This is a genomic window from Reyranella sp. GW821-FHT12G01 (assembly GCF_058806575.1).
Genome location: NZ_JBXAPV010000003.1, coordinates 765,564 through 790,173, shown reverse-complemented (window position 1 = coordinate 790,173; position 24,610 = coordinate 765,564). Strand labels below are relative to the sequence as shown.

Genomic DNA, 24,610 nt, shown 5'->3' with positions numbered 1-24,610 from the left:
CCCCCCCCCCCCCCCCCCCCCCCCCCCCGCTGGGGACTATCCGAACAATGAAGTTTTTGTTTTTAGCGAGAGGGGGCGTCGGAAGGTCCTTGTCGGCTCAGGCTTCGCCGACCGTCTCCAGGATGGAGGCGGTCAACGCGTCGGCGGGGCTCTTGCCGGCCCAGACGACGTACTGAAAGGCGGGATAGAAGCGCTCGCTCTCGGTGATCGCCACCTCGACGAGGTCGTTCAGCTGTTCTGCCATCAAGCCCTTGGTCCCGCGCAGCGGGATGGCGTGGCGGAACATCGGCAGGCCTTCTTCGGTCCACAGATCGAAGTGGCCCAGCCACATCTTCTCGTTGATCAGCGCCAGCAGGCTGTGAATGTCGGTATGACGCTCGACCGGAATGCGCACGTCGTACGCGCAGGTGAAATGCAGCGCCTCGACGTCGTCGCGCCAGCTGAAGAACATGCGGTAGTCGCACCAGCGACCCGCGACTTCGACGGCGATTTCCCGATCGGAGGTCCGGTCGAAGGGCCAGTCGTTGGCGGTGACGACCTTCTCGATCATCTCGAGCGGGTTCAGGTCACCCTTCTGTCTGAGCCGCTCATGTCGAGATAACGCCATCGACCCACTCCCCAACCATTCCGCCGTGCGGCTCCAAGCGAGCCATTCTTGAGGCGGGTGGCCGACATATCGTGGTGGGCACCCAACAACCCACTAGCGCTAGCCTGCCACAATGGGGTCTTGGTTCGCAATTGGGAAATCCGACGGGTATGGGGAAAAGAGTCAGGGATTCCATGAATTTAATCCCCAACGTTAAGATTCGAGTCCGGAGATTCCGCAGGACGAATCGACGGAAGTTGCCAAAAATTTAAGCAATTATGACTCCGACCAGCGGATTACCCCGCATTTGCGCACCTCCTGAACGATTGGCACACGCCTTGCCTTTTCAGCCTCCAAGCACGGCCGGCGCCTGAGATGCCGGCGCAAAGACGTGGAGGAGGTTTTCATGTTCAAGGACCCGTTCGACCCCAAGGCCCTGCTCGGCCGCGGGACCTGCAGCTGCGGCGGCAACCACGCCCAGGCCGACCATGCCCGGCTGACCGCGTCCGCCGTGCCGGCCGGTGAGGAGGATCGCTGGAACCGTGTGGTCGACGCCGCCGTCCTGCGCGCGGTGTTCCCGGTGGATGCCCAGCGCCGCCAGTTCCTGAAGACGGTCGGCGCCGCCACGGCGATGGCCGCGATCTCCTCCGTCCTGCCGCTCGGCGCCGCCCGCGAGGCTTTTGCCCAGGGTGGCGCGCCGGAGAAGAAGGACCTCAAGGTCGGCTTCATCCCGATCACCTGCGCCACCCCGATCATCATGGCCCATCCGATGGGCTTCTATTCCAAGCAGGGCCTCAACGTCGAAGTCGTGAAGACGGCCGGCTGGGCGGTGATCCGCGACAAGTCGCTGGCCAAGGAATACGACGCCTCGCACATGCTCTCGCCGATGCCGATCGCCATCTCGCTGGGTGTCGGCTCGAACCCGGTGCCGTGGACGATGCCGGCGATCGAGAACATCAACGGCCAGGCGATCACCCTGGCCAACAAGCACAAGGACAAGCGCAACCCGAAGGACTGGAAGGGTTTCCGCTTCGCCGTCCCGTTCGACTACTCGATGCACAACTACCTGCTGCGCTATTACGTGGCCGAGCACGGGCTCGATCCCGACAAGGACATCTCGATCCGCTCGGTGCCGCCGCCGGAAATGGTCGCCAACCTGCGCGCCGACAATATCGACGGCTATCTCGGCCCCGATCCCTTCAACCAGCGCGCCGTGTTCGACGGAATCGGCTTCATCCACCTGCTGACCAAGGAACTGTGGGACGGCCATCCCTGCTGCGCCTTCACGGTCAGCAAGGAGTTCGCCACCCAGAACCCGAACTCCTATCGCGCGCTCCTGAAGTCGATCATCGACGCGACCGCCTATGCCCACAAGCAGGAGAACCGGAAGGAGATCGCCAAGGCGATCGCGCCGGCCAATTACCTGAACCAGCCCGAGACTGTGCTGGAGCAGATCCTGACCGGCACCTATGCAGATGGCCTTGGCGGCGTGAAGAAGGACCCGGAGCGCATCGACTTCGATCCGTTCCCCTGGAACCAGTTCGCCATCTGGATCATGACCCAGATGAAGCGCTGGGGTCAGCTCAAGGCCGACGTCGACTACGCCAAGGTCGCGTCCGAGGTCTACCTCGCCACCGACACCTCGACCATGATGAAGGAGATGGGCCTCACCCCGCCCGATCCGTCGAAGAAGACGATCGTGGTGATGGGCAAGCCCTTCGACCCCTCCAAGCCCGACGAGTACGTCAACAGCTTCGCGATCAAGCGGACCTGATCTCGTGACTTTGTCGGCTGGATCAAAGACCGGCCTCATCCTGAGGAGGCTGCGCAGCAGCCGTCTCGAAGGATGGGCTGCAGGCGCGGTGTCCGTGGCTCATCCTTCGAGACGCTCGCTGCGCTCGCTCCTCAGGATGAGGTCGTTACTCTTGGTGCGAGGGTGGCGCGCATGCTGAAGAACTCGCTCGGGCTGCGGGCGGGCCTGCTGTCGGTCCTGATCTTCCTGGCCATCGTCGGCATCTGGCAGCTTGCCACGATGCCGACGGCGGCGAGCGGTCCGGCGGTTGATCCGGAATACGCCAAGCTGGTCGGCGCCGCGGCGGCCACGGGACAGAAGTCGGCGATGCCGACGCCGGCCGATATCGGCGCCACGATCTGGAAGCACCTCTCCGATCCTTTCTATATCCGCGGCAGCAACGACAAGGGCATCGGCATCCAGCTCGCCTATTCGCTGGGCCGCGTGTTGCTGGGCTTCGGCCTCGCCGCCCTCGTGGCGATCCCGCTCGGCTTCCTGATCGGCATGTCGCCGCTGGTCTATCGCGCGCTCGATCCGTTCATCCAGATTTTGAAACCAGTGTCGCCGCTCGCCTGGATGCCGCTCGCGCTCTACACGATCAAGGACAGCGCCATCTCCTCGATCTTCGTGATCTTCATCTGCTCGGTCTGGCCGATGCTGATCAACACCGCGTTCGGCGTCGGCAGCGTGCGCCGCGAATGGCTGAACGTGGCGCGCACGCTCGAGGTCGGGCCCTTCCGCACCGCCTTCAAGGTGATCCTTCCGGCCGCGGCGCCGACCATCATGACCGGCATGCGCATCTCCGTCGGCATCGCCTGGCTGGTGATCGTGGCGGCCGAGATGCTCGTGGGCGGCACCGGCATCGGCTACTTCGTGTGGAACGAGTGGAACAATCTCTCGATCGCCAACATCGTGACCGCGATCCTGCTGATCGGCCTGGTCGGTCTCCTCCTCGATCAGGGCCTGGCCTATCTCGCCAGGCTCGTCACCTATCCGGAATAGGCGCGCCATGGAGCACCGTCCCCTGATCAGCGTCGAAGGGCTCGCGCGTCGCTTCGGCGAGACCGGCCAGCCAGCCGTGTTCGAGGACATCTGGTTCGGCATCGACAAGGGCGAGTTCTGCTGCCTGATCGGCCATTCCGGCTGCGGCAAGACCACGATCCTGAACGTGCTGGCCGGACTCGATAGTCCGAGCGGCGGCGCCGTCATCGTCGACAATCGCGAGATCGACGGGCCGAGCCTCGACCGCGCCGTGATCTTCCAGGGCCATGCGCTGCTGCCGTGGATGACGGTGATCGGCAACATCGCCTTCGCCGTCTCCTCGCGCTGGCCGAGCTGGGATCGCGCCAAGGTGCAGGAGCATGCGCGGAGGTTCATCGAGCTGGTCGGCCTCGCCGGCGCCGAGAACAAGCGGCCGGCGCAGCTCTCGGGCGGCATGAAGCAGCGGGTCGGCATCGCGCGTGCGCTTTCGATCCAGCCCAAGATGCTGCTGATGGACGAGCCGTTCAGCGCCCTCGACGCGTTGACGCGCGGCATGCTGCAGGACGAGGTGCTGCGCATCTGTGCCGACACGCAGCAGACCGTGTTCATGATCACCCACGATGTCGACGAGGCGATCCTGCTCGCCGACAAGATCGTGCTGATGACCAACGGCCCGGGCGCGCGCATCGCCGAGATCGTGGTCAACACCATGCCGAAGAACGAGCGGCATCGGAACGACCTGCACCGGCATCCGCAGTACTACGCGATCCGCAACCATCTCGTGGAGTTCCTGGTCAACCGCTCGAAGGCGTTCGACCAGGAGATCGCCGCGCATGGCTTCGATCCGAAGCGGCCGAAGCTGGTGAAACCAGGATTGTCGGCGGTCAATCCGCCGGCCGAGATCGTGCCTTTAACAACCGGGAGACGGCAATGAAGCGGGCTGAAGTCACAGAGAAGATCCTGACGGTCAAGCGGCTGAAGGAGATGACCTGGGAGGAGATCGCCAAGAAGATCGGCGGTGCCTCGAAGATCATCGTCACCGCGGCCTGCATGGGTCAGATGAAGATGACCAAGGAACAGGCCACCAAGGCCGGCAAGCTGTTCGGCCTCGGCAAGGAAGAAGTCCTGCTGCTGCAGGAAGTGCCCTATCGCGGCTCGCTGCCCCAGATCCCGCCGACCGACCCGCTGATCTATCGCTTCTACGAGCTGGTGCAGGTCTATGGCACGACCTGGAAGGAACTGATCCAGGAAGAGTTCGGCGACGGCATCATGAGCGCCATCGACTTCGACATGACGATGGAGCGCCAACCCGACCAGAAGGGCGACCGGGTGAAGATCGCCATGTCGGGCAAGTTCCTGGGCTACAAGAGCTACTGAGGTCGACCTCAAACGCCTCCCCATTCAAATGGGGAGGAAAGCCGACTTCTTGTGGAGTCGTCGTTCGATATGCCAGATTGTTGACAATCGACGATCAGGGTCTCCCGGAGGATTTTTGGCTCTTTCCGATCTTTCGACACCGGACGTAGGCGCGATTTTCCAGCGTGTGCCGAAGGCGACGTTGCGCGCGCACATCGTCGAGCGGCTGCGCGTGGCGATCCTCGCGGGCGACATTCCGCCCGGCGCGCCGCTGGTCGAGACGGCGCTATCGGAGCGGTTCGAGGTCAGCCGCGGGCCGTTGCGCGAGGCGCTGCGGCAGCTGATCGAGGAGACGTTGGTCGTGACGGTGCCCTACACCGGCACGCATGTCGCCGAGCTCTCGGTCGAGGACGTCCACGAGATCTATTCGCTGCGCACGGTGCTGGAGACCTTCGCCTTCGAGCAGGTCTGGCCACGCCGCGACGATCGCTTCCGCGCCGAACTCAGACGCCGCAACGAGGTGCTGATCGCCTCGATCGATGCCGGCGACGATCGCGCCAGCATCCTGAACGAGCTCGAGTTCCACGGCCTCGTCTACGAGGCGAGCGGCCACAAGCTCCTGCAGCGGGCCTGGCACGGTCTGCGCGGCCGGCTGCAACTCTACTGGGCGGCGCATCATCGCGCGCACGGGCGTCGCGGCCCCAGGCGCGACAGCCACGACAGTTACATCAAGGCGGCGTTCGGCTCGGACTTCGAGGCGATGAAGGCCGAGATCGCCGATCACATGCGCCGTGGCGTGGAAACGACGGAAAAGTTTCTGCGCACGATGCCGGGTTTGTCTGGGAAGCCGAAACGGGGAGACAATTCATGACCATCAATCGACGTTCACTGCTGACTGTCGCGGCCGCGAGTGCCGCGGCGCTGGCCATTCCCTTCGTCGCGCAGGCCCAGAGCACGCTCGACGAGGTGAAGAAGCGCGGCGTGCTGAGGGTCGGCGTCACGCAGGCGCCGCCCTGGTACTCCAAGGACCCCAAGACCGGCGAATGGGCGACGGGCCTCGGCATCTCGATGGGCAAGGCGATGGCGCAGTCGCTGGGCGTGAAGTTCGAGCCGGTCGAAGTGACGTGGGGCAATGCGATCGCTGCCCTCCAGGGCGACAAGATCGACCTGATGTTCATGCTCGACGCCACTTCAGAGCGTAAGCAGGCCGCCAACTTCCCGGAGGCGCCGCTCCTTTGGTATTCGCTCGCCGTCCTGGCGCGCGACGACCTCGACGCCAAGACCTGGGAGGGGCTCAACAAGCAGGGCGTGCGCATCGCCGTGCCGCAGGCCTCGACGATGGACCGCTGGGCGACCGAGCACACGCCCAAGGCCGACATCCAGCGCTTCCCCGGCAATGCCGAGGCGATCGCCGCCTTCCAGTCGGGCAGGGTCGATGCCGTGCTGCTCTTCCATCCGCCGCTTCTCGCCGCGCGCCAGCGCTTGGGCAAGGGCAAGATCGTGGTGCCGCTGCCCGCCGAATCGCAGCCGTCGAGTGCGGCGCTGCGCAAGGGCGACACCGCCTTCACCGAATGGGTCGATAAGCAGTTCGCCGACTACTACAAGAGCGGCCAGACGCAGAAGTGGTACGAGCAGGCGATCGCCGACTTCGGTCTCGATCCCAAGCTCGCGCCGCCGGTCATGAAAGAAATGATCAAGTAGGCGGCTCGGCCTCTTGGCCTATCAGTGGGACTTCTCGCCGGTCCTCGCCAACGCACCGTTGTTGGCGCAGGGCCTGGCGAACACGCTCAAGATCACGGGCACGGCGCTGGTCTGCGGCGTCGCGCTCGGTCTGGCGCTGGCCCTGCTGCGTCTTTCGCCGCGGCGGTTCCTGTCGTGGCCGGCCGGCTTCGTCATCGAGGTGTTCCGAACGACACCGCCTTTGGTGCAGCTCTTCTGGTTCTTCTTCGCCCTGCCGATCCTGGTCGGCATCGAGATGACGCCGTTCGTGGCCGGCGCCGTCACCTTCTCGATCCAGTCGGCGGCGTTCTTCGCCGAGGTGTTCCGTGCCGGCATCCAGTCGATCGAGCGCGGCCAGTGGGACGGCGCGCGGGCGATCGGCATGCGCCATGACCAGGCGATGCGCCGGATCATCCTGCCGCAGGCGGTGAAGCGCATGATCCCGGCCTTCATGGAGCGCGCCATCGAGCTCATGAAGACGACGACCCTGATCGCCACCATCTCCTATGCCGACCTGCTGTTCGCCGCCAACGAGGTCTCGCAGAAGACATTCAGGCCGCTCGAGACCTACACGGTCGTGGCGCTGATCTACTTCGTCGTGATCTTCCTCGCGAGCCAGATTGCGCGGCTCGTCGAGCTGCGTCTCGCGCGCAGCGGCGAATCGACGGTGCATTGATGCGCTGGGATTTCGCCTCCGTCTTCGACAACACCGACGCGCTGCTGGTCGGTGCGGCCGGGACCTTGCGCATCTTCGCGATCTGCCTGGTGCTGGGCCTCAGTCTCGGCCTCGTCGTTGGACTCGGCCGCTACTCCCGCAATCGTCTGCTCCACATACCGGCCACGATCTTCGTGGAATTCTTCCGCAACACGCCGGTGCTCGTGCAAATCCTGTGGTTCTACTTCGCGCTGCCGATCTTGCTGCCCTTCCAGATCTCGCCGCTCGCCGCCGCCTCGCTCGGCATCTCGCTCAACTCGGCGGCCTTCTCTGCCGAGATCTACCGCGGCGGCATCCAGTCGATCGAGACCGGCCAGTGGGACGGGGCGCGGGCGCTGGGCATGCGCTGGGGCCAGGCGATGCGGCGCATCATCCTGCCCCAGGCGCTGAAGCGCATGCTGCCCGCGTTGACCAACCGCGCCATAGAAATCTTCAAGATGTCGACGCTCGCCTCGGCCGTCGCCTATGTCGAGCTGCTGCAGCAGGGCAAGCTGATCGCTTCGCTCAACTACAATCCGATCGAGGCCTATACCGCCGTCGCGGTGATCTTCTTCGTCTTCCTGTGGCCGCTGGTGCAGTTCAGCTATTTCCTCGAGCGCCGGCTGAAGAGGGACGAATGACCATTCTTCACGTCTCGGGTCTCACCAAGCGTTTCGGCGCCACCGACGTGCTGCGCGGCATCGACCTCGACGTGAAGCGTGGCGAACGCATCGCGATCCTGGGCGCCTCGGGTTCGGGCAAGAGCACGCTGCTGCGTTGCCTCAACTTCATGGAACGTCCCGGCGGCGGCACGATCGCGCTGGATGGCCAGATGCTGGGCCGCGAGGGCCGGGCGGGGGAGCGAACCTATCGCGAGAGCGAGCTGATCCAGGTGCGCCAGCGCGTCGGCATGGTGTTCCAGCAGTTCAATCTCTTCCCGCACATGACGGCGATCGGCAATGTGATGGAAGGGCTGCGCACCGTGCGCGGCATGCCGAAGCCCGAAGCCGACGCACGAGCGCGCAAGGAATTGGCGCGCGTGGGACTCGCGGAGAAGGCGGACACCTATCCGGCCCATCTCTCCGGTGGCCAGAAGCAGCGCGTGGCGATTGCGCGCGCGCTGGCGATGGACCCGGAGATGCTGCTGTTCGACGAGCCGACCTCGGCGCTCGATCCGGAGCTGGTGGGCGAAGTGCTGAACGTCATCCTCGCACTGGCCGAGGAAGGCCGCACCATGCTGCTGGTCACGCACGAGCTGGGCTTCGCCTACCACGTCGCGACGCGCGTGATCTTCCTGGCCGACGGCGCGATCCACGAGCAGGGCACGCCGGACGAAGTCCTCAAGGATCCGAAGAAGGAGCGCACGCGCGCCTTCCTCGCCAGTCACAAGCAATTCAGCTTCTAGGGAAACGTCATGAGCAACGAGCAAGCGAGCGCCCAGGCCTATCTGGCCGATGCGCGCAACGACCAGGTGCTGGTCTACGTGAATGGTGCCTTCGCGCCCCGCAACGAGGCCAGCGTCTCGGTGTTCGATTCCGGCTTCGTGCTGGGCGATGGCGTGTGGGAAGGGCTGCGCCTCGTGAAGGGTCGCCTGATCAGCCTCGATGCGCACATGGACCGGCTGTTCGAAGGCGCGCGCTCGATCGATCTCGACATCGGCCTCGACCGTGCCGGCGTCATCAAGGTCGTGACCGACACCCTGGCGAAGAACGGCATGACCGATGGCGCGCACGTCCGCCTGATGATCACGCGCGGCCTGAAGAAGACTCCCAATCAGGATCCGCGCTTCGTGATCGGCAAGGCGACGATCGTCTGCGTCGCCGAATACAAGACGCCGATCCCCGAAGCCAAGGCCAAGGGCTATACGCTCTTCACCTCGACGTTCCGCACGACCAACCCCGACCAGTTCGACCTGCGCCTTAACTCGCATTCGCGGCTGAACCTGATCCAGGCGCTGATCCAGGCCATCAAGGCCGGGGCCGACGAAGCGCTGATGCTCGACCCGCGCGGCTTCGTGGCCTCGTGCAACTCGACCAACTTCTTCATCGTGCGCGGCCGCGAACTCTGGACCTCGACCAGCCTCTACAGCTTCAAGGGCATCACCCAGCAGAACGTGATCGACGCCTGGCGCGCCGCGGGCAACGTCGCGAAGGAATGCGACTTCACCCTTGCCCAGGTCTATTCCGCCGACGAGGCTTTCGTAACTGGCACCCTGGGCGGCGTCACCCCGGCCACGAAGATCGACGGCCGCCCGATCGGCGACGGCAAGGCCGGCAAAGTCACGAAGGAAGCGAGCGACCTCTATCTGAAGTCGGTCGGGGCGCTGTAGGCTCCCGGGTATCGTGACTCGGCACTGATTGGAACATGGGCATCAGGTCTCTTCCGCGGTTCCCAGTTCTCCTGAGTTGCCTGGCGATCGCCTTTGGCGACGTGGTGCTGACGGCCAACGTCGCCGTTGCACAGAACGCGGCATGGGTGATAGAGCACCCGAAGTTCGACGAACTTTGGCGTCGAATCTTGCCGATGCTCCAGGAACGCGACGGGTTCGTCGAGAAAGAGGACATCGAACGCGCCCTCGGCATTGACCTGCAGGAACTCGACGCGAGTGCGGTCAACGCCGCCAGATATGCCGTCGCATTCATACCGTTCATGCTGCGGGTCGAGTGGCGTCTCGACGGGAATACAACGCCCGCCGATCGCGCCGCATATCCGGACGTTACTGCCAGGTCGAGCGTGGTCATCCACTGGTACGAAGCCACCTTCGAAGCCTTCAATGCCAGTGCTGCCCTTGGGCTGGCCCGCAAGGATCTGCATCAGACCGGCTTCTTTTCGTGCCCACCTCCCTCGCCCCCACAGATCGGTGCCTCGCCTGCATGCTTCAGGAGGGTCCGTGGAGGGCCGTATCCCGCCACTGTTCGCGTCGACATGAACGCAAAGGACCCCGATAGGCGCTACACCATCGAATTCTACGGGGTGACTCGGGCAGAGTCGGCAAAGTGAAGAATGAGAAGGGTCCCTCGCTCCGCTCGGGATGACAGTTTTGCCCTCGCGCATGACGTGCGTTCCAACAACGTTGTGATCCCGAGCGTAGCGAGGGACCTTTGCTTCGCCGCGACAGCGCGAAAGTCACTCCAGAGGCAAGTTTCTTTCATCCACGACTTACCGAACTCCGTTCGGCAGAGCGGCCCGAGCAGTCTAGGCTCGCGCCATGAGCCAACCTTCGCCGACCTATCGCCTCCATTACTTCCCCGAGTCGGGCAACAGCTACAAGCTGGCGCTGATGCTGACCCTGTGCGGCCAGACCTTCGAGCCGGTCTGGACGGACTTCGGTGGCGGCGTCACGCGCACGCCGGAATGGCGCGCCACGGTCAACGAGATGGGCGAGATCCCCGTGCTTGAGGTGGACGGCGAGCGCTTGACCCAGACCGCGCCGATCCTGCTGCAACTGGCCGCTCGCTATGGCCGGTTCGGCGGCGAGAGCGAGGCGGAGAAGTTCGAGATCCTGCGCTGGCTGTTCTGGGATAACCACAAGCTCACCGGCTACATGGCGACCTACCGCTACAACCGCGCCTTCCTGCGGTCGGTCGATCCCGTCGTGCTCGACTTCCTGCGCAAGCGCATCGACGACTATCTCGGAATCCTGAACGGTCATCTAGCGGATCGCGCGTTTGCGATCGGCGACCGGCCGACCATCGCCGACATCTCGATGATGGCCTACCTGTCGTTCCCCAAGAACGAAGCCGGCTACGATCTCGCAGTCAGCCATCCCGCCGTGAATGCGTGGCTTCTGCGCATGGCGGCGCTTCCCGGCTGGAAGGCACCGTACGACCTGCTGCCCGGCAAGCGGCTGCACTGCTACGTGTAGCTACTCCGCCGCCTACGCTTCCGTGGTCGGCGTCCCGAGCTTGGCCTGCAGCTCGGCGATCTGCTTCTTCAGCTCTTCGTTTTCCTCGCGCGCCTTGGCGGCCATCGCCTTGACGGCGTCGAACTCGTCGCGACGCGGAATGTCCATGCCGTCCAGGATCTTGGCGATCTGGTCGCGGATGCGCGCCTCGACCTCGTCCTTCACGCCGGTCAGCGCACCCATCGCGCCGTTGGCTACCTTGGTGAGGTCGTCGATGAAGGGATTGCGGGTTTGCATGGCAGCTCTCCTGATGCGGCGAGTATGGGCGGCTGGTAGCATCCCGCGCAAGAAGCACTGGAGGACGCCGTGAGCCTGGTAAAAGTCGAGTCGAGCGAAGGTATCACCACCATCACCATGATGCGCCCGGAGAAGCGCAACGCGCTGACCCAGGAATTGTGTGACGGACTCTACGACGCCTATCGCGCCTTCGAGGAAGGCGACGACAAGGTCGCCGTGCTGCAGGCCGAGGGCCCTGCCTTCTGCGTCGGCGCCGACCTCACCAATGCGCCCGCCGCCATGTGGAAGGCCGTGCCACATGTCAGCCATCCCCTGACCAAGCCGGTCATTGCCGCCACCCAGGGATGGGTGATCGGCGGCGGCATCTGCCTCGTCATGACCTGCGATCTCATGGTGTCTGCGGATACGACGAAGTTCATGTACCCCGAGGCCAAGGTCGGCGTGTTCGGCGGCCTGATGCCCGGCATCGTTTCGCGCATGCCGCACAAAGTCGCGATGGAGCTGCTGCTGCTCGGCGAGGAGATCTCGGTGAAGCGCGCCTATGACGTGGGCTTCGTGAACAAGGTCGTGCCGCTGGGCCAGGAACGCGCCGAGGCGCGCCGCATGGCCACGATCATCGCCCAGTCCGCGCCGCTGGTGATCCGCACCCTGCGTGACTTCGCCAACCAGACGCTGCCGCGCGGCCCGGCCGAGAACTTCATCCCGGAGCGCTACAAGCTCGAAACCATCGCCAACTCCGAGGACCGCAAGGAAGGCGCCGCCGCCTTCCGCGAAAAGCGCTCCGCCAAATTCAAGGGACGCTGACATCATGGGCAAACTCCTGCTGGTCGGTTGCGGCAAGATGGGCGGCGCCATGCTGGATGGCTGGCTCGCCCGCGGACTCGTTGCAGCCGACATCGTCGTCGCCGAACCGGTCGAGGCGATCCGGCCCCGGCATGCCGGCGTCCGCGTCGTTTCCTCTTCGACCGAGATGGCGGAGACGCCGGAGATCGTCGTGCTGGCGGTCAAGCCGCAGTCGATGGACGAGACGCTGACCGATCTGCGGCGGTTTGCCGGCCAGGGTTCGGTGTTCCTCTCGATCGCGGCCGGCAAGACGCTGGGCTACTTCGCGGCGCGTCTCGGCCATACCGCCAAGATCGTGCGCTCGATGCCCAACACGCCGGCGGCGGTGCGTCAGGGCATCACGGTCGCGACGGCGGCAGCCAGCGTGACCGACGCCGAGAAGAAGCGCTGCCACGAATTGCTCGAAGCCGTCGGCCAGGTCCTGTGGGCCGACGACGAGGCGCTGATGGATCCGGTCACGGCACTGTCGGGCAGCGGCCCGGCCTATGTCTTCCTGCTGGTCGAGGCGATGGCCGCGGCGGGCGTGAAGGCGGGGCTGCCGGCCGAGATGGCCATGCAGCTCGCGCGCGCGACGGTCGCGGGCAGCGGCGAGCTGCTGAAGCAGTCGAAGGAGCCCGCGTCGCAATTGCGCGTTAACGTGACCAGTCCCGGCGGTACGACCGCCGCAGCCCTGCAGGTCCTGATGGCAAGCGACGGAATCCAGCCGGTGTTCGACAAGGCCCTCGCCGCGGCCTCGCATCGCTCGAAGGAGCTGGCGGGTTGAGCGAGACCGGGGATCAAACGGCAGACAAAGCCCTCGACGCCTTTCTCGGCCTGATCGCCGAGAAGGGCTTCGCCGCCGTGTCGTTGCGCGAGGTGGCGCAGGCGGCGGGCGTGGGCTTTGCCGATCTCTATCGGCTGCATCCCGACAAGATGTCCCTGGCGGCCGCGTTCATGGCGCGCATCGATGCCGAGGTCCTGGCCGGAACGGCGTCGACCGACGATCCCGAGGAGACCGCGCGCGACCGGCTGTTCGACGTGATGATGCGCCGCTACGACGCGCTGAAGCCCCATCGCGCGGCGCTGCGCGCGCTGCGCCGTGCGGGCACGCACGACCCGATGGTGGCCCTGGCGATGGGGCCGGCGCTGCGCCGATCGATGTCGGCGATGCTGGAGGCGGCGTCGGTGCCCAGTGAAGGCGTGTCCGGTGCGCTGCGGCAGAACGGGCTGCTGGCCATCCACTACGCCGTCTCGCGCGTGTTCGACAACGATGACACGGGCGATCTTTCGAAGACGATGGCAGCCCTCGATGGTCGCCTGAAGACGGCGGAGCGCTGGGCGCAACTCTTTGAAAAATATACGAAATCGCCGCGTTCACGTGATGCCGAAGAGGCGCCGGTTTCGCCCGCATGGTGAACGTTTTGTGCAGTGCACAAAAACAACCCTTGACTCGCTGCAGCGCATCCCTATTTTAGGCTTCGTTGTGCACCGCAGCAAAGGCGGGGCACCTAGCTCAGCCTTTGTTAGTCCTGCAGGAGAACTTCCATGTACGCCAACGGCGCCTTCAAGAACCCCTTCGCCGACTTCGACTTCAGCAAGATCTCCAGCGAGTTCAAGCTGCCGGCCGTCAACGTCGAGACCTTCGTCGAGACCGCCCGCAAGAACTTCGCGACCATCACCTCGGTCAACACCGCCGCCGTCGAGTCGATCAAGACGATCGCGCAGCGCCAGGGCGACATGGTCCGCGCCGCGATGGAAGACCTCTCCAAGCACGGCAGCGAAGTCCTCGCCGCCGCGACCGTCGAGGAGAAGGCCGCCAAGCAGATCGACTTCATGAAGAAGTCGTACGAATCGGCGATCACCAACTCCAAGGAGCTGGCCGACCTCTACACCAAGGGCCAGACCGAAGCCGTGACGGCGCTGAGCGCCCGCGTCGCCGAGCTGACCGAAGAGGTCAAGGCCGCGATCGCCAAGAAGTAAGCGTTTTTAGAGTAAGCGTGGGTCGGCCTGTCGCCGATCCGGAAAAAGGGGCCGCGTACGTGGCCCCTTTTCTTTTGCGTGCGGCGCTCTAGGGTCGTCGCATCATGACGACCATCGCTTACGAAGATTTCGAACGCGTCGACATCCGTGTCGGCACCATCGTCGAGGCCGCCCCCCTCGAAGGTGCCCGCAAGCCCGCCTATCGTCTGCTGATCGATTTCGGCGGCGAGATCGGCACGAAGAAATCCTCGGCGCAGATCACCGTGCACTACACGCCCGAAGAGCTGGTCGGCCGCCAGGTCGCCGCCGTGGTGAACTTCCCGCCGCGCCAGATCGGCAAGTTCATGTCGGAAGTCCTGACGCTCGGTTTCCCGGCCGGCGACGGCAGCGTGGTCCTGATCGCGCCGACCAAGCCCGTGCCGAACGGCGGGAAGCTGTTTTAGCCAGACGCGAGACGGCGATCACGGAGCGCGCAACTCCAGTTGCGCTCATGCCTTGATCGTCGGCCCAGTCCGAGCGCCACTGGAGTGGCGCGCTCCAATGACCTACTCCGCCGCCTTCGGCAGCGGCTCGCGGAAGCGGGTGCGGTAGCCGTCCCATTCGTCGGCGCCGGAGAGGCGGAAGCCCTGTTGCGGCGTGATGTCGGACAGCGGCGCGGGATGGCGGCCCTTGGCCTTGAGTTCGGCCAGCGCCGCGTCGCAGGCGCCGACCACGGTGCGCGTCAGCACGCCCGGCAGGATCATCACCGCGTAGTTCATCTTGCCGGCCTCTTCGATGGAGAGGTCCGGCGTCTTGCCCCTCCACACCATGTTGAGCAGGCACGGGCCCTTCACCAGCTTCGGCACCGAGGCCGTTTCCTCGAGCGTCTGCGGCGCCTCGACGAAGGCCATGTCGGCGCCGCCTTCGATCGCGGCATTGGCGCGGCGGATTGCTTCCTCGAAGCCCAGCACGGCGCGAGAGTCGGTGCGCGCGATGATGATGAAGTTGGGATCGACCTTGGCGCTCACCGCGGCGCGGATCTTGGCGACGTAATCCTCGATCGGCACGATGGTCTTGTCCTCGAGATGGCCGCACTTCTTGGGGAAGCCCTGGTCCTCGATATGGATGCCGGCGACGCCGCGCTTCTCGTACTCGCGCACGGTGCGGATCATGTTCAGCTCGTTGCCGTAGCCGGTATCGGCATCGGCGATCACCGGCAGCTTGATCGCGGTGGCGATGCGGCCGGCATTGTCGGCCATCTCCGACATGGTGACGAGGCCGTAGTCGGGATAGCCGAGGCTGGCCGCCGTGCCGGCGCCGGTCATGTAGACCGCCTCGAAGCCCGCGCGTTCGATCGAGCGGGCGGTGATGCAATCGAAGCAGCCCGGTGCCGCCACCATCCCGCGCTTCATGGCGTCACGGAAGATCTTGCCCTTAGACATGTCGCTTCTCCTCCTCAGGCGGCCTTCATGCCCATGGCCGTGGCCTGGCGGGCGTCGAAGCCCTGCCGTACTTCATCGTAGTTCTGGCCCTTCATCACGCCGCGCACGGCGCCGGGTTCGACAGTGCCATAAAACACCTCCCAGCTCTGCGGCAGTCGCCGCGAGTCGGGACGGGCCAGCCACAGCCGGTAGAGCGTGCGCTTCTTCCCCTCGTCGGCATGGTCCTCGAAGCTGGTGCGCGAGTGCAGCATCGTCTGGTTGCACAGGATCTGGAGGTCGCCCGGTTCGAGGTTCATGCAGAACATGTTCCCGGGCCGGCGCAGGATCGTGTCGAAATACTCCATCGCTTCGATCTGCAATTCCGAGAGCGGCGTCGCGCCATCGAGCTTCTGTGCGTTGACGATACGGTTGCGGTTCCACTTGCAGAAGACGCGCCCATTCTCCTCGGTGACGATCGGCGCGGGATACCAGGGGGCCTCGCCCTCGGACTGCTCGCCGTTGCGGCTGAACGTATAATCGGTCGCCAGGGCCGCGGCATAGTCGGGCCGCTCCACTTTGAGGATGTCGTAGGCGGTGGCGGCGCTTGCGCACATGCTCATGCCGCCGACCGGCGCCTGGTTGTAACAGGAGAGCAGCACGACGTCGGACCCATCGACATGGAAGTCGAGCTCGGCGTTGGAGTTGTAGCCGCGGCCGGTCGGGCTGCGGTAGCTCATGCCGGCGTTCTTCACTTCGGTGATGTAGTCGCTGGCGCGGTTCTGCGGACGCGCGACGCCGAAATGCAGGCCGATCGCCCAGGTCATCAGCCTGAATTCATCGGGTGTGACGCCCTCGCGCGGCAGGTTTTTCAGCAGGGCCATGCCACGCCCGTCGCGCACTTCGCGGAACGCAGCGGCGAGCGTCGGCACCGCGGAGCCCAGATCGAAATCCTCGCGGCGCCACGACAGGATCGGCCGGTCGGCCGGACCCGCCTTGCGCACCGTCGCGATCAGGTCGGCGCCCTCGGCCGGCGACAGCGCGTAGATCCAGCCTTTGTCCGTCTCGACATCGGCGACGGTCCAGGAAGTGGGAGAGGTCTTGGTCATCATGTCCTCCGTCAGTCCGCGGTCATGCCGAGCCGGCGGATCGTTTCGCCGGACTCCTTGAGGTCGCGCTGGAAGCGTTCGGTGAAGGCGGCCGGCGTGTCGCCGCCGGGCAGCGAGCCGTATTCGATGATCTTGTCGCGAAACGCCGGGACCGCGAGCACGCTGGCAATGTCCTTCTGGATCGCCTCGACGGTGGCGGGCGGCGTGCCGGCCGGCGCGAACAGGCCGTACCAGGAATTCTCGTCGAGGCCGGAGAAGCCCTGCTCCTTGAAGGTCGCGACGTTGGGCAGAGCGGGGATGCGCTGCGTGCCCATGATGCCCAGCGCCTTGAGCTTGCCCGCGTTGATCAACGACAGGCCCGAGGTGACGCTGGCGATGCCGACGTCGACCCTGCCGGCCGAGATGTCGCCGACGAACGAGGCCGCGCCCTTGTAGGGAACATTCATCAGCTTGATGCCGGCGCTGTCGAAGATGCGCTCGGCGAGCAGGCGGCTGCCGGGATCGGGACTGGCAGAGGTGCGCTTCTCGGGGCCCTCCTTGCGCACCAGTTCGACCAGGCCTTTCAGGTCGTTGGCCGGCAGGTCGGGCGTCGCGAGCAGCGTCGCGACCGGATAGGCGACCGCGGTGACCGGCGCGAAGGCCGTCGCCGTGTCGTAGGGCAGCTTCATCAGGTGGGCGTTGATCGCGATGCCCGAGACGGCGAGCACCAGCGTGTGCCCGTCGGGCTGGGCGCGGGCGACGAGGGCCGCGCCCACCGAACCGTTGCCGCCGGTGCGGTTGTCGACGATGACGGTCTGGCCCCACTTCTCCTCGAGGGCCTTGGCCATCAGGCGGCCGACGGCGTCGGTGCCGCCGCCCGGGCTGTAGGGCACGATGATGGTGACGGACTTGGTGGGGGTGAAAGCCGACTTGGAAGGTGAGGCGTTCTGCGCCACAGCAGGAGCCATGAGGGCGAACGCGAGCGCGATGCCGGCAAACGCGGCTGTGATACTCCTAGCCATCCTCTTTCCTCCTTTTTCATTGGTATATAGTTAGTACAACATGGTCATGGATACAGGCGCAAGCGGCCCCGGCAGTCAGGACCGAAAGGCGAAATCGGGTGTCGGCATGAAGCTGAACGCCGCCGGCGCGTTGTTGCACCGGCAGCTCTACGTGCTGCTGAAGGAGCAGATCGTCTCGGGCCGCTATCGGCCGGGAGAAGCGCTGCCGACGCAGGAGGCGCTCTGCCGAGAATTCTCGATCTCGCGGATCACGGTGCGGCGTGCGCTGTCGGACTTGGCCGACGATGGTTTCGTCCAGAACCGCCAGGGAGTCGGCGCCTTCGTCACGGCCAAGACCAGCGACACCAAGCACGGTCCGGATTTCAGCTTCATCGGCGACCTGCGGCGCACGCTCAAGGAAACGACGATGAGGATCCTGGCGCTCGATGTGGAGCGCTGCCCGCAGCCGATCGCCATTCCTCTCGGCCTGGCCGACGGCGAACAGGCGCTGCATCTCGTGCGCGTGCGGTCCTTCGAGAACCAGCCGGTGACCCTGCTCGACGGCTGGATTCCGCTGCCCTTCGCCACCTCGGTTACCGAGGAGGCGCTGAAGACCACCTCGCTGCACGAGCTGATCGCCGGCAGCTTCGAGCGGTTGGGCGGCGTCGCGCAGGAGGTCAATGCAGCCCTCGCCGATCCGTTCGTCGCGCGCGCGCTCGACGTCGAGATCAACTCGGCGACTCTCAAGATCGATCGCCTGGTGCACAACCGCGAGGGTGCGCCGGTGCACTACGTCACGGTGTGGACGACGCCCCAGCGCACCCGCCTCGTCATGGAGGTGAGTGCCGACGATATCGATGGCTACAACGTCGGGCGGCTGCTGCACGACGTCGGGAGATGATGTCGGATTCACCAACACAAACCTCATGCTGAGGAGCGCTCCGCGGGAGCGCGTCTCGAAGCATGGGCACGAGCACCGCGCCTGTTGCCCACCCTTCGAGACGCCGCGCTACGCGCGTCTCCTCAGGGTGAGGTGGATTGGTCGATTCGGGAAAGTAGCGCCTAGTAGACCTTGTGGATCCAGCCGTGCGGATCGGGCGCGCGGCCGCGCTGGATGCCGACCAGGGCGGCCTTCAGGTCCTCGGTCTTGGCGCCGGAGCCGCCATTGCCGATCTTGAACTCGCCGTCCTTGCTGCGCACCGTGCCGATCGGCGTGACGACCGCGGCGGTGCCGCAGGCGAAGGCCTCGCGCAGGCGGCCGCTGGCGGCATCGGCGCGCCACTGGTCGATCGAGTAGCGCTCCTCGCGGACGTCGACGCCCTTGTCCTTGGCGAGCGTGAGCAGCGAGTTGCGCGTGATGCCCGGCAGGATCGTGCCGCCGAGCGGCGGGGTGATCATCGAGCCGTCGTCGAAGACGAAGAAGATGTTCATGCCGCCCAGCTCCTCGACCCAGCGCTGTTCGACGGCGTCGAGGAACACGACCTGGTCGCAGCCATGGCGTGTCGCCTCGGCCTGCGCCTGCAGGCTGGAGGCATAGTTGCCGCCGCACTTGGCGGCGCCGGTGCCGCCCGGTGCCGCGCGGGTGAAATCCTGCGAGACCCAGACCGACACGGCGGGCGCATCGGTCTTGAAGTAGGCGCCGACCGACGAGGCGATGACGATGAACAGGTAGTCCGACGAGGGCTTCACGCCGAGGAAGATCTCGTTCGCGAACATGAAGGGCCGGATGTAGAGGCTGCCGTCGCCGTCGGGGATCCAGGCGCGGTCGATCTTCACGAGCTGGTCGACGGCCTCGAGGAACACGTCCTCCGGCAGGACCGGCATCGCAAGGCGCTCGGCCGACTGCGCGAAGCGGCGGGCGTTCTCCAGCGGGCGGAACAGCGTCGCGCCGCCGTCGGCGGTGCGGTAGGCCTTCAGCCCCTCGAAGATCTCCTGCGCGTAGTGGAGGACGGCCGAAGCCGGGTCCATCGGGATCGGCGCGCGCGGCTCGACCCGGGCGTCATGCCAGCCCTGGGACTCGTGATAGCGGATGGTCACCATGTGGTCGGAGAAGACCCGGCCGAAGCCCGGGTTCTTGAGCAGCGCCGCGCGCTGTTCGGCGGGAAGCGGCGACGAATGAAGATGGCGGCTGAACTGAAGCGACTGTGTCTTGGACATTTTTCTCTCGAAATATTTCCGTCACTCTATCACAGGCGGCCGGCCTGCAAGCCCCAGCGCGCAACGCTCATAGCGGAATTCGCACGATCACGCGCAGACCGCCGAGCGAGGAGGGGGCGAGCGTCACGTCGCCGCCATGGCTGCGCGCCACGTCGCGCGCGATGCTGAGGCCGAGGCCCACCCCGCCGGTATCGACGTTGCGCGATTCGTCGAGGCGGAAGAAGGGCCGGAACACGTCCTCGTACTTGTCCGGCGGGATGCCGGGGCCGTTGTCGTCGACGGTGATCTCGACCGAGGTCCGGCCGCGCACTGCCTCCAGCCGCACGTGGCTGGCATAGCGCAGCGCGTTCGACACGATGTTGGTCAGGCAGCGCTTGATGGCGATCGGGCGCAGCTCGACGGTCATGTCGCCCTTCCAGCCGAGGTCGAGGCTGGCATTGTCGCGCCGCGCGCCGGCCGCCACGTCTTCGAGGATCTCCGACAGGTCGGTCATCACCGGATCCTCGTCGCCCTCGCCGCGCGCGAAGGCGAGATAGCCCTCGATCATGCGCTGCATGTCGGCGACGTCGTCGGCCAGTTCCTTGGTCTCGGGCGAATCCGGCAGCATCGCCAGCGAGAGCTTCATGCGCGTGAGCGGCGTGCGCAGGTCGTGGCTGACGCCGGCCAGCATCTCGGTGCGCTGCTGGATCGAGCGCCGCAGGCGGATGCGCATCGTATGGAAGGCGGTGGCGGCGTTGCGCACCTCGCGGGTGCCGCCGGAGAAGGCGAAGTCGGGCACGTCGCGCCCCTTGCCAAGCGCGTCGGCCGCCACCCCGAGATGTTCGATGGGCACGAGTTCGCGTCGCATGAACCAGATGGCGAGGCCGAAGAGGACGAGGGCGAGGCCGAGCTGCGCCACGACATAGGCGAAGCTCGAGCCGAAGGTGAGGCGCACATGCGGCACCAGCACGTCCATCACGTCGCCGTCCGAAAGCTGGATCTCCACCAAGAGCTGGCCGCCGCCGATATTGTTGTCGAGGAAGAAGGGCCGCTTCAGGTCGGCGTTGAGCGCGCCCTGGACCTCGCGCGCGACGATGTCGAAATATTCCGGCTCCTTGAAGGGTCGCACGATGCCCTTGCGGAACGACACGAACAGCAGCAGGTCCTGGGCCGAGCGGCGCAGGATCCAGTTGCGGTGCTCGTCGTCGGGAAAGTCGGAGCGCAGCGAGATCAGCAGGCGCAGGTCGCGCACCAGCAGGATGGCCAGTCGGTTGGTCACGTTGTCGCCGCGCTGGCTGTAGAACCACCAGGCCGACAGCGCCTGCAAGAGCAGCATCGGCACCACGATGATGATCAGCGCGCGCGCGAACAGGGTTTGCGGAGAGTGCTTGTCCGACCAGTGTGCGATGCGCTCGAAGACGTCGCCGATCGCGCTCCACCTCATGCGTCGACCAGCCGGTAGCCCTGGCCGCGGACGGTGCGCAGGTAGCGGGGGAACGACGGGTCGGGTTCGATCTTGCGGCGCAGGCGCGTCACCTGCACGTCGATGGCGCGCTCGTTCACGTTGGCGCCGACCATCTTGCACAGCGTCTCGCGGCTCAGCACCTCGCCGATGCGGCCGGTGAAGGCGCGCATCAGGGTGATCTCGGCGTCGGTCAGCGCCACGCGCTTGCCCTTGTGGGTGAGCTCGCCCAGCTCGAGGTCGAATTGCATCGGGCCGAACGAGACCTCCCGCTGCGGTTCGGACGACGCGGTGGCGGGGCGTCCGCGGCGCAGTACGCTCTGGATGCGCAGCAGCAGCTCGCGCGGCTCGAACGGCTTGCCGAGATAGTCGTCGACGCCGGTCTCGAGGCCGGCGATGCGGTCCTTGGTCTCGACCATCGCCGTCAGCATGAGGATCGGCACGTCGTCGGTGCGGCGAAGCTCGGCCGCGAATTCGAGGCCGGTCTCGCCCGGCATCATGACGTCGAGCACGATCAGGTCGAAGTCGAGCGAGGTGATCCGCTGTCGCGCCTCCGCGGCGTTGGCCGCGGTCGAGACGCGGAAGTCGTTGCGCGACAGGAAGGACTTCAGCAATTCACGCAAGCGCGTGTCGTCGTCGACAACCAGGATGTGCGGCTTGTCGGACGAAACGTCCATGGCCCGCTAGCGGCCGCGCAAGCGCTTGTCGACCACCAGCCGCTCCGGCGGATCGAGCAGTCCGAGCAGGACCTTGCGGAAGCCCTCGACCGCTTCGGCGCCGGTCTCGCGATAGGCGCGCGCGAAGCGCTGGCTCTGGCGGTCGGTCAGATCGCGTTCCAGCTCCTGGCCCTTCGGAGAAAGCCACAGCAGCCGCTCGCGGCGGTCGCGGGCGCCGCTCTTCTGCTCGACATAGCCCTGCTCGATCAGATCCTTCAGCACGCGGCTGATCGACTGCTTGGTGACCTTCAGGATCGAGAGGAGGTGGCCCACGGTCTGGCCGGGATGTCGGCCGATGAAGTAGAGCGCGCGATGATGGGCACGGCCCAGCTGGTAGTGCCGGAGTTGCTGGTCGGACTCGAAGGTGAAGTCGCGATAGGCATAGAACATCAGCTCGATGCCCTGGCGCAGCTCTTCGTCGCGCAGGAACAGGGGATTGGCGGGGGCTCTGGATTCCACGTCATCTTTATAGAGCGGGCGCGTTGCGTTGACACCCCGCGCGAGCGGGTGTTACGGCGCGAGCCTCCTTCCAGACATTTTCTTTCTCCGTGCGAGGACGCCATGCTGACCGTTCACCATCTCGGCAAGTCGCAGTCCGAACGGATCGTCTGGCTCTGCGAGGAGCTGGGCATTCCCTACGACCTGAAGATCTACGACCGCGATGCGGTCACCCGGCTGGCGCCGCCCGACTACAAGGCACTGCATCCGCTCGGCTCTGCGCCGGTGATCCAGGACGGCGACGTCGTGCTGGCCGAGTCCGGCGCTATCGTCGACTGGATCATCGCGAAGCATGGCAAAGGCCGGCTGGTGCTGCCGCCCGACCATCCCGACTTCGCGCAATTCCTCTACTGGTTCCACTTCGCCAACGGCACGCTGCAGCCCGCGACGGGACGCAACATGATCCTGGGGAGGCTCGATCTCCCGGCCGACAATCCCCTGCTCAAGGCGATGACGGGGCGTCTCGGCCTCGCGCTCGGCCTCTTGGAAGCGCGGCCCGCCCGGCCTACCGGCGTGCGATGGAAAAGGGCGATCCCGGCATGGCGCTCCTCCTCACCTGAAAATCCTGACGAAAGATTCTTGCGCGGTCAGTGTGATTGACAAGGTCAGTATTATTGACCTAATTGAATAGATAGTTGTGATCTGTCGATCTCAAAAGACCCATTCGGAATCAATCTCAGGAGGATATCGCAATGTCCTTAACCATGGACGATCGGGACGGTTTCATCTGGCTGGACGGCAAGCTGGTGCCGTGGCGCGAGAGCCGCATGCATGTGCTGACCCATGCGCTGCACTACGGCTCCGCCGTCTTCGAGGGCGAGCGCATCTATGACGGCCGCGTCTTCCGCCTCGCCGCCCACAGCGCCCGCCTGATCCGCTCGGCCAACCTGCTCGACTACGACCTGCCCTGGTCGCGGGAACAGATCGACGAGGCGACCCGCGCCGTGGTGAAGGCCAACAACCTGAGCGCCGGCTACATCCGCCCGATCGCCTGGCGCGGCTCGGAGGTGCTGGGCGTGTCGGCGGTCGGCACGACGGTCCATCTCGCCATCGCGCCCTGGGCGCAGGAAGGTCGCCTGTCGGTGCAGGCGCGTGACGCCGGCATCAACGTCACCATGGCGAAGTATCGCCGGCCTTCGCCCGAGACGGCGCCGGGCCACGCCAAGGTGGCCGGCCTCTACGTGATCTGCGGCATCGAGAAGGACCGTGCACTGAAGGCCGGCTTCGACGATGCGCTGATGCTCGACTGGAAGGGCCGCATCGCCGAGACGACGGGTGCCAACATCTTCCTGGTGATCGACGGCAAGCTCGTGACCCCGACGCCGCACAACTTCCTCGACGGGATCACGCGCCGCGCGGTGATGGGCATGGCGAAGGCGCGTGGCTGGACGGTCGAGGAGCGCGACGTGATGCCGGAGGAGTTGGCGCAAGCCAGCGAGGTCTTCCTCTGCGGCAGCGCCGCCGAGATCGTGCCGGTCGGTTCGATCGACCAACATCACTTCCAGGCCGGCCCCATCGCCAAGACCCTGATGGCCGACTTCCAGAAGCTGGTGCGCCAACCCGACAGCGAGGGCTTCGGCGAGGCCACGCATCTCATGACGCCGGCCTCGTCGCTGGCGGCGTGACCTTCGCCGTCTACGGATCGTAGACGGCGACGAAGAGCACGGCCTCCCACGCTTCGACCCGCAAGGTCTTGCGGCGGGAGGCGAACCAGCACCGGACACGGCCATGGGCGATGCTCTTGCCCAGCTCATGGCCTCGCCGCAGATAGCCGATCTGCACGGTGGATCGGTCGGGCAGATCGACCTCGGCGCGCACTGCGTCCTCGCGATCTGTATTGTCGGGCTCGAGGATGAGGCGAACCTCGGCTCCGATCGTCACGTCGCCGATCCGCTCGAAGTCGCACGAGATCGCCGCGTAGGAGCCGCGCCAGCCCGACGACAGCGCCGCCTTGGCGTCCTTGTCGGCCTGCAGGGCCGCCAGAATCCCGTCTGTTGCCTCCCGGGGCAGCTCACGCGGCTTGATGCCGGTGGGCACGGTCTTTCGCCGATCGAGACCCAGGCTGCTGCCAATCGCACGGAAGACCGGCCGGAACAGCCAGACGACGACGCCAAGCACCAGTTCGGCGGCCAGGCCGATGACGGCAAAGACGGCTTCGAAGAGCGAGCCGATGATACAATCTCCATGGGCAGCCATGAATCATAAGCGATGCCGCTCCCGCTTGACATCGGGGGCCGCAAT

29 protein-coding genes and 1 pseudogene are annotated in these 24,610 nt (G+C 65.7%); 20 read left to right on the top strand and 10 right to left on the bottom strand.

The window, feature by feature from the left end; genetic code table 11:
• Positions 1-97: 97 nt before the first annotated feature.
• Positions 98-607, bottom strand: coding sequence for a type III secretion system chaperone family protein (locus AC1RP5_RS28815; RefSeq protein ID WP_493116289.1), 510 nt, complete (start codon positions 605-607; stop codon positions 98-100).
• A 385-nt stretch (positions 608-992) separates the two neighbouring features.
• Between AC1RP5_RS28815 and AC1RP5_RS28810 the strand changes: the two genes are divergently transcribed.
• From AC1RP5_RS28810 to AC1RP5_RS28755, 12 genes are all read left to right on the top strand, one after another.
• Positions 993-2,360, top strand: coding sequence for an ABC transporter substrate-binding protein (locus tag AC1RP5_RS28810; protein WP_493116287.1), 1,368 nt, complete (start codon positions 993-995; stop codon positions 2,358-2,360).
• Positions 2,361-2,531: 171 nt separating this feature from the next.
• Entirely contained in the window at positions 2,532-3,380 is an 849-nt protein-coding gene (gene ntrB, locus AC1RP5_RS28805; RefSeq protein WP_493116285.1) for a nitrate ABC transporter permease, read from the top strand.
• A gap of 7 nt (positions 3,381-3,387) precedes the next feature.
• Positions 3,388-4,293, top strand: a complete 906-nt coding sequence (locus AC1RP5_RS28800) for an ABC transporter ATP-binding protein (RefSeq protein WP_493116283.1) — start codon at positions 3,388-3,390, stop codon at positions 4,291-4,293.
• Positions 4,290-4,736 (top strand): cyanase, encoded by a 447-nt coding sequence (cynS, locus tag AC1RP5_RS28795; RefSeq protein WP_493116281.1) that lies wholly within the window; start codon positions 4,290-4,292, stop codon positions 4,734-4,736. Before AC1RP5_RS28800 ends, cynS begins: the two co-directional genes overlap by 4 nt.
• Positions 4,737-4,851: 115 nt before the next feature.
• On the top strand, positions 4,852-5,586 hold the full coding sequence (locus AC1RP5_RS28790) for a GntR family transcriptional regulator (protein WP_493116279.1): 735 nt from the start codon (positions 4,852-4,854) through the stop codon (positions 5,584-5,586).
• On the top strand, positions 5,583-6,416 hold the full coding sequence (locus tag AC1RP5_RS28785; RefSeq protein WP_493116277.1) for a transporter substrate-binding domain-containing protein: 834 nt from the start codon (positions 5,583-5,585) through the stop codon (positions 6,414-6,416). Before AC1RP5_RS28790 ends, AC1RP5_RS28785 begins: the two co-directional genes overlap by 4 nt.
• A 13-nt stretch (positions 6,417-6,429) precedes the next feature.
• Positions 6,430-7,110 (top strand): amino acid ABC transporter permease, encoded by a 681-nt coding sequence (locus AC1RP5_RS28780; RefSeq protein ID WP_493116275.1) that lies wholly within the window; start codon positions 6,430-6,432, stop codon positions 7,108-7,110.
• Positions 7,110-7,769, top strand: a complete 660-nt coding sequence (locus AC1RP5_RS28775) for an amino acid ABC transporter permease (protein ID WP_493116273.1) — start codon at positions 7,110-7,112, stop codon at positions 7,767-7,769. The genes AC1RP5_RS28780 and AC1RP5_RS28775 overlap by 1 nt, the downstream gene beginning before the upstream one ends.
• The gene (locus AC1RP5_RS28770; protein ID WP_493116271.1) at positions 7,766-8,533 is read left to right on the top strand and encodes an amino acid ABC transporter ATP-binding protein; all 768 of its coding nucleotides are present in this window, start codon (positions 7,766-7,768) and stop codon (positions 8,531-8,533) included. Before AC1RP5_RS28775 ends, AC1RP5_RS28770 begins: the two co-directional genes overlap by 4 nt.
• Before the next feature lie 9 nt (positions 8,534-8,542).
• Positions 8,543-9,457, top strand: a complete 915-nt coding sequence (locus AC1RP5_RS28765) for an aminotransferase class IV (protein WP_493116269.1) — start codon at positions 8,543-8,545, stop codon at positions 9,455-9,457.
• A 35-nt stretch (positions 9,458-9,492) separates the two neighbouring features.
• Positions 9,493-10,128 (top strand): hypothetical protein, encoded by a 636-nt coding sequence (locus AC1RP5_RS28760; protein WP_493116267.1) that lies wholly within the window; start codon positions 9,493-9,495, stop codon positions 10,126-10,128.
• A 208-nt stretch (positions 10,129-10,336) separates the two neighbouring features.
• Positions 10,337-10,993, top strand: a complete 657-nt coding sequence (locus AC1RP5_RS28755; protein ID WP_493116265.1) for a glutathione S-transferase family protein — start codon at positions 10,337-10,339, stop codon at positions 10,991-10,993.
• 12 nt (positions 10,994-11,005) lie between these two features.
• Here the strand turns inward: AC1RP5_RS28755 and AC1RP5_RS28750 are convergent, their stop codons facing one another.
• The gene (locus tag AC1RP5_RS28750; protein ID WP_493116264.1) at positions 11,006-11,269 is read right to left on the bottom strand and encodes an accessory factor UbiK family protein; all 264 of its coding nucleotides are present in this window, start codon (positions 11,267-11,269) and stop codon (positions 11,006-11,008) included.
• Positions 11,270-11,338: 69 nt separating this feature from the next.
• Here AC1RP5_RS28750 and AC1RP5_RS28745 point away from each other — a divergent pair, with 69 nt between their 5' ends.
• The 5 genes from AC1RP5_RS28745 (at position 11,339) to AC1RP5_RS28725 (ending at position 14,514) form a co-directional block, all read left to right on the top strand.
• Positions 11,339-12,073: an enoyl-CoA hydratase/isomerase family protein gene (locus AC1RP5_RS28745; protein ID WP_493116262.1), complete on the top strand. Its 735-nt coding sequence runs from the start codon at positions 11,339-11,341 to the stop codon at positions 12,071-12,073.
• Positions 12,074-12,077: 4 nt separating this feature from the next.
• A complete protein-coding gene (gene proC / locus AC1RP5_RS28740; protein WP_493116260.1) occupies positions 12,078-12,875 on the top strand; it encodes a pyrroline-5-carboxylate reductase in 798 nt (265 codons plus the stop codon).
• The gene (locus tag AC1RP5_RS28735; protein WP_493116258.1) at positions 12,872-13,507 is read left to right on the top strand and encodes a TetR family transcriptional regulator; all 636 of its coding nucleotides are present in this window, start codon (positions 12,872-12,874) and stop codon (positions 13,505-13,507) included. The genes proC and AC1RP5_RS28735 overlap by 4 nt, the downstream gene beginning before the upstream one ends.
• A 129-nt stretch (positions 13,508-13,636) precedes the next feature.
• Positions 13,637-14,071 (top strand): phasin family protein, encoded by a 435-nt coding sequence (locus AC1RP5_RS28730; RefSeq protein WP_493116256.1) that lies wholly within the window; start codon positions 13,637-13,639, stop codon positions 14,069-14,071.
• Between the two features lie 104 nt (positions 14,072-14,175).
• Positions 14,176-14,514: a tRNA-binding protein gene (locus AC1RP5_RS28725; RefSeq protein WP_493116254.1), complete on the top strand. Its 339-nt coding sequence runs from the start codon at positions 14,176-14,178 to the stop codon at positions 14,512-14,514.
• Positions 14,515-14,616: 102 nt separating this feature from the next.
• On the opposite strand, the gene AC1RP5_RS28720 is transcribed toward AC1RP5_RS28725, so the two are convergent.
• Genes AC1RP5_RS28720 through AC1RP5_RS28710 form a run of 3 tightly spaced genes read right to left on the bottom strand, consistent with a single transcriptional unit; the run spans position 14,617 to position 17,578 of the window.
• Entirely contained in the window at positions 14,617-15,492 is an 876-nt protein-coding gene (locus tag AC1RP5_RS28720; RefSeq protein ID WP_493116252.1) for an isocitrate lyase/PEP mutase family protein, read from the bottom strand.
• 14 nt (positions 15,493-15,506) lie between these two features.
• Positions 15,507-16,577: a TauD/TfdA family dioxygenase gene (locus AC1RP5_RS28715; protein ID WP_493116250.1), complete on the bottom strand. Its 1,071-nt coding sequence runs from the start codon at positions 16,575-16,577 to the stop codon at positions 15,507-15,509.
• 11 nt (positions 16,578-16,588) lie between these two features.
• Positions 16,589-17,578, bottom strand: coding sequence for a Bug family tripartite tricarboxylate transporter substrate binding protein (locus AC1RP5_RS28710; RefSeq protein ID WP_493116248.1), 990 nt, complete (start codon positions 17,576-17,578; stop codon positions 16,589-16,591).
• Positions 17,579-17,684: 106 nt separating this feature from the next.
• Between AC1RP5_RS28710 and AC1RP5_RS28705 the strand changes: the two genes are divergently transcribed.
• A complete protein-coding gene (locus AC1RP5_RS28705; RefSeq protein ID WP_493116246.1) occupies positions 17,685-18,458 on the top strand; it encodes a GntR family transcriptional regulator in 774 nt (257 codons plus the stop codon).
• A gap of 161 nt (positions 18,459-18,619) precedes the next feature.
• Here AC1RP5_RS28705 and AC1RP5_RS28700 read toward each other — a convergent pair whose 3' ends face one another.
• From AC1RP5_RS28700 to AC1RP5_RS28685, 4 genes are all read right to left on the bottom strand, one after another.
• Entirely contained in the window at positions 18,620-19,714 is a 1,095-nt protein-coding gene (locus AC1RP5_RS28700; protein ID WP_493116244.1) for a branched-chain amino acid aminotransferase, read from the bottom strand.
• A 67-nt stretch (positions 19,715-19,781) separates the two neighbouring features.
• Positions 19,782-21,137 carry an ATP-binding protein gene (locus AC1RP5_RS28695; RefSeq protein WP_493116242.1) on the bottom strand — a complete coding sequence of 452 codons (1,356 nt, stop codon included), beginning with the start codon at positions 21,135-21,137 and terminating at the stop codon, positions 19,782-19,784.
• The gene (locus tag AC1RP5_RS28690; protein ID WP_493116240.1) at positions 21,134-21,832 is read right to left on the bottom strand and encodes a response regulator; all 699 of its coding nucleotides are present in this window, start codon (positions 21,830-21,832) and stop codon (positions 21,134-21,136) included. The genes AC1RP5_RS28695 and AC1RP5_RS28690 overlap by 4 nt, the downstream gene beginning before the upstream one ends.
• 6 nt (positions 21,833-21,838) lie before the next feature.
• On the bottom strand, positions 21,839-22,330 hold the full coding sequence (locus AC1RP5_RS28685) for a MarR family winged helix-turn-helix transcriptional regulator (protein WP_493116238.1): 492 nt from the start codon (positions 22,328-22,330) through the stop codon (positions 21,839-21,841).
• 102 nt (positions 22,331-22,432) lie between these two features.
• Between AC1RP5_RS28685 and AC1RP5_RS28680 the strand changes: the two are divergent.
• Both AC1RP5_RS28680 and AC1RP5_RS28675 read left to right on the top strand, forming a co-directional pair.
• Positions 22,433-22,929: pseudogene (locus AC1RP5_RS28680) on the top strand (glutathione S-transferase N-terminal domain-containing protein).
• A gap of 132 nt (positions 22,930-23,061) precedes the next feature.
• The gene (locus AC1RP5_RS28675; protein WP_493116236.1) at positions 23,062-23,994 is read left to right on the top strand and encodes a branched-chain amino acid aminotransferase; all 933 of its coding nucleotides are present in this window, start codon (positions 23,062-23,064) and stop codon (positions 23,992-23,994) included.
• Between the two features lie 10 nt (positions 23,995-24,004).
• Here the strand turns inward: AC1RP5_RS28675 and AC1RP5_RS28670 are convergent, their stop codons facing one another.
• Positions 24,005-24,565, bottom strand: coding sequence for a hypothetical protein (locus AC1RP5_RS28670; RefSeq protein ID WP_493116234.1), 561 nt, complete (start codon positions 24,563-24,565; stop codon positions 24,005-24,007).
• Positions 24,566-24,610 lie beyond the last annotated feature (45 nt).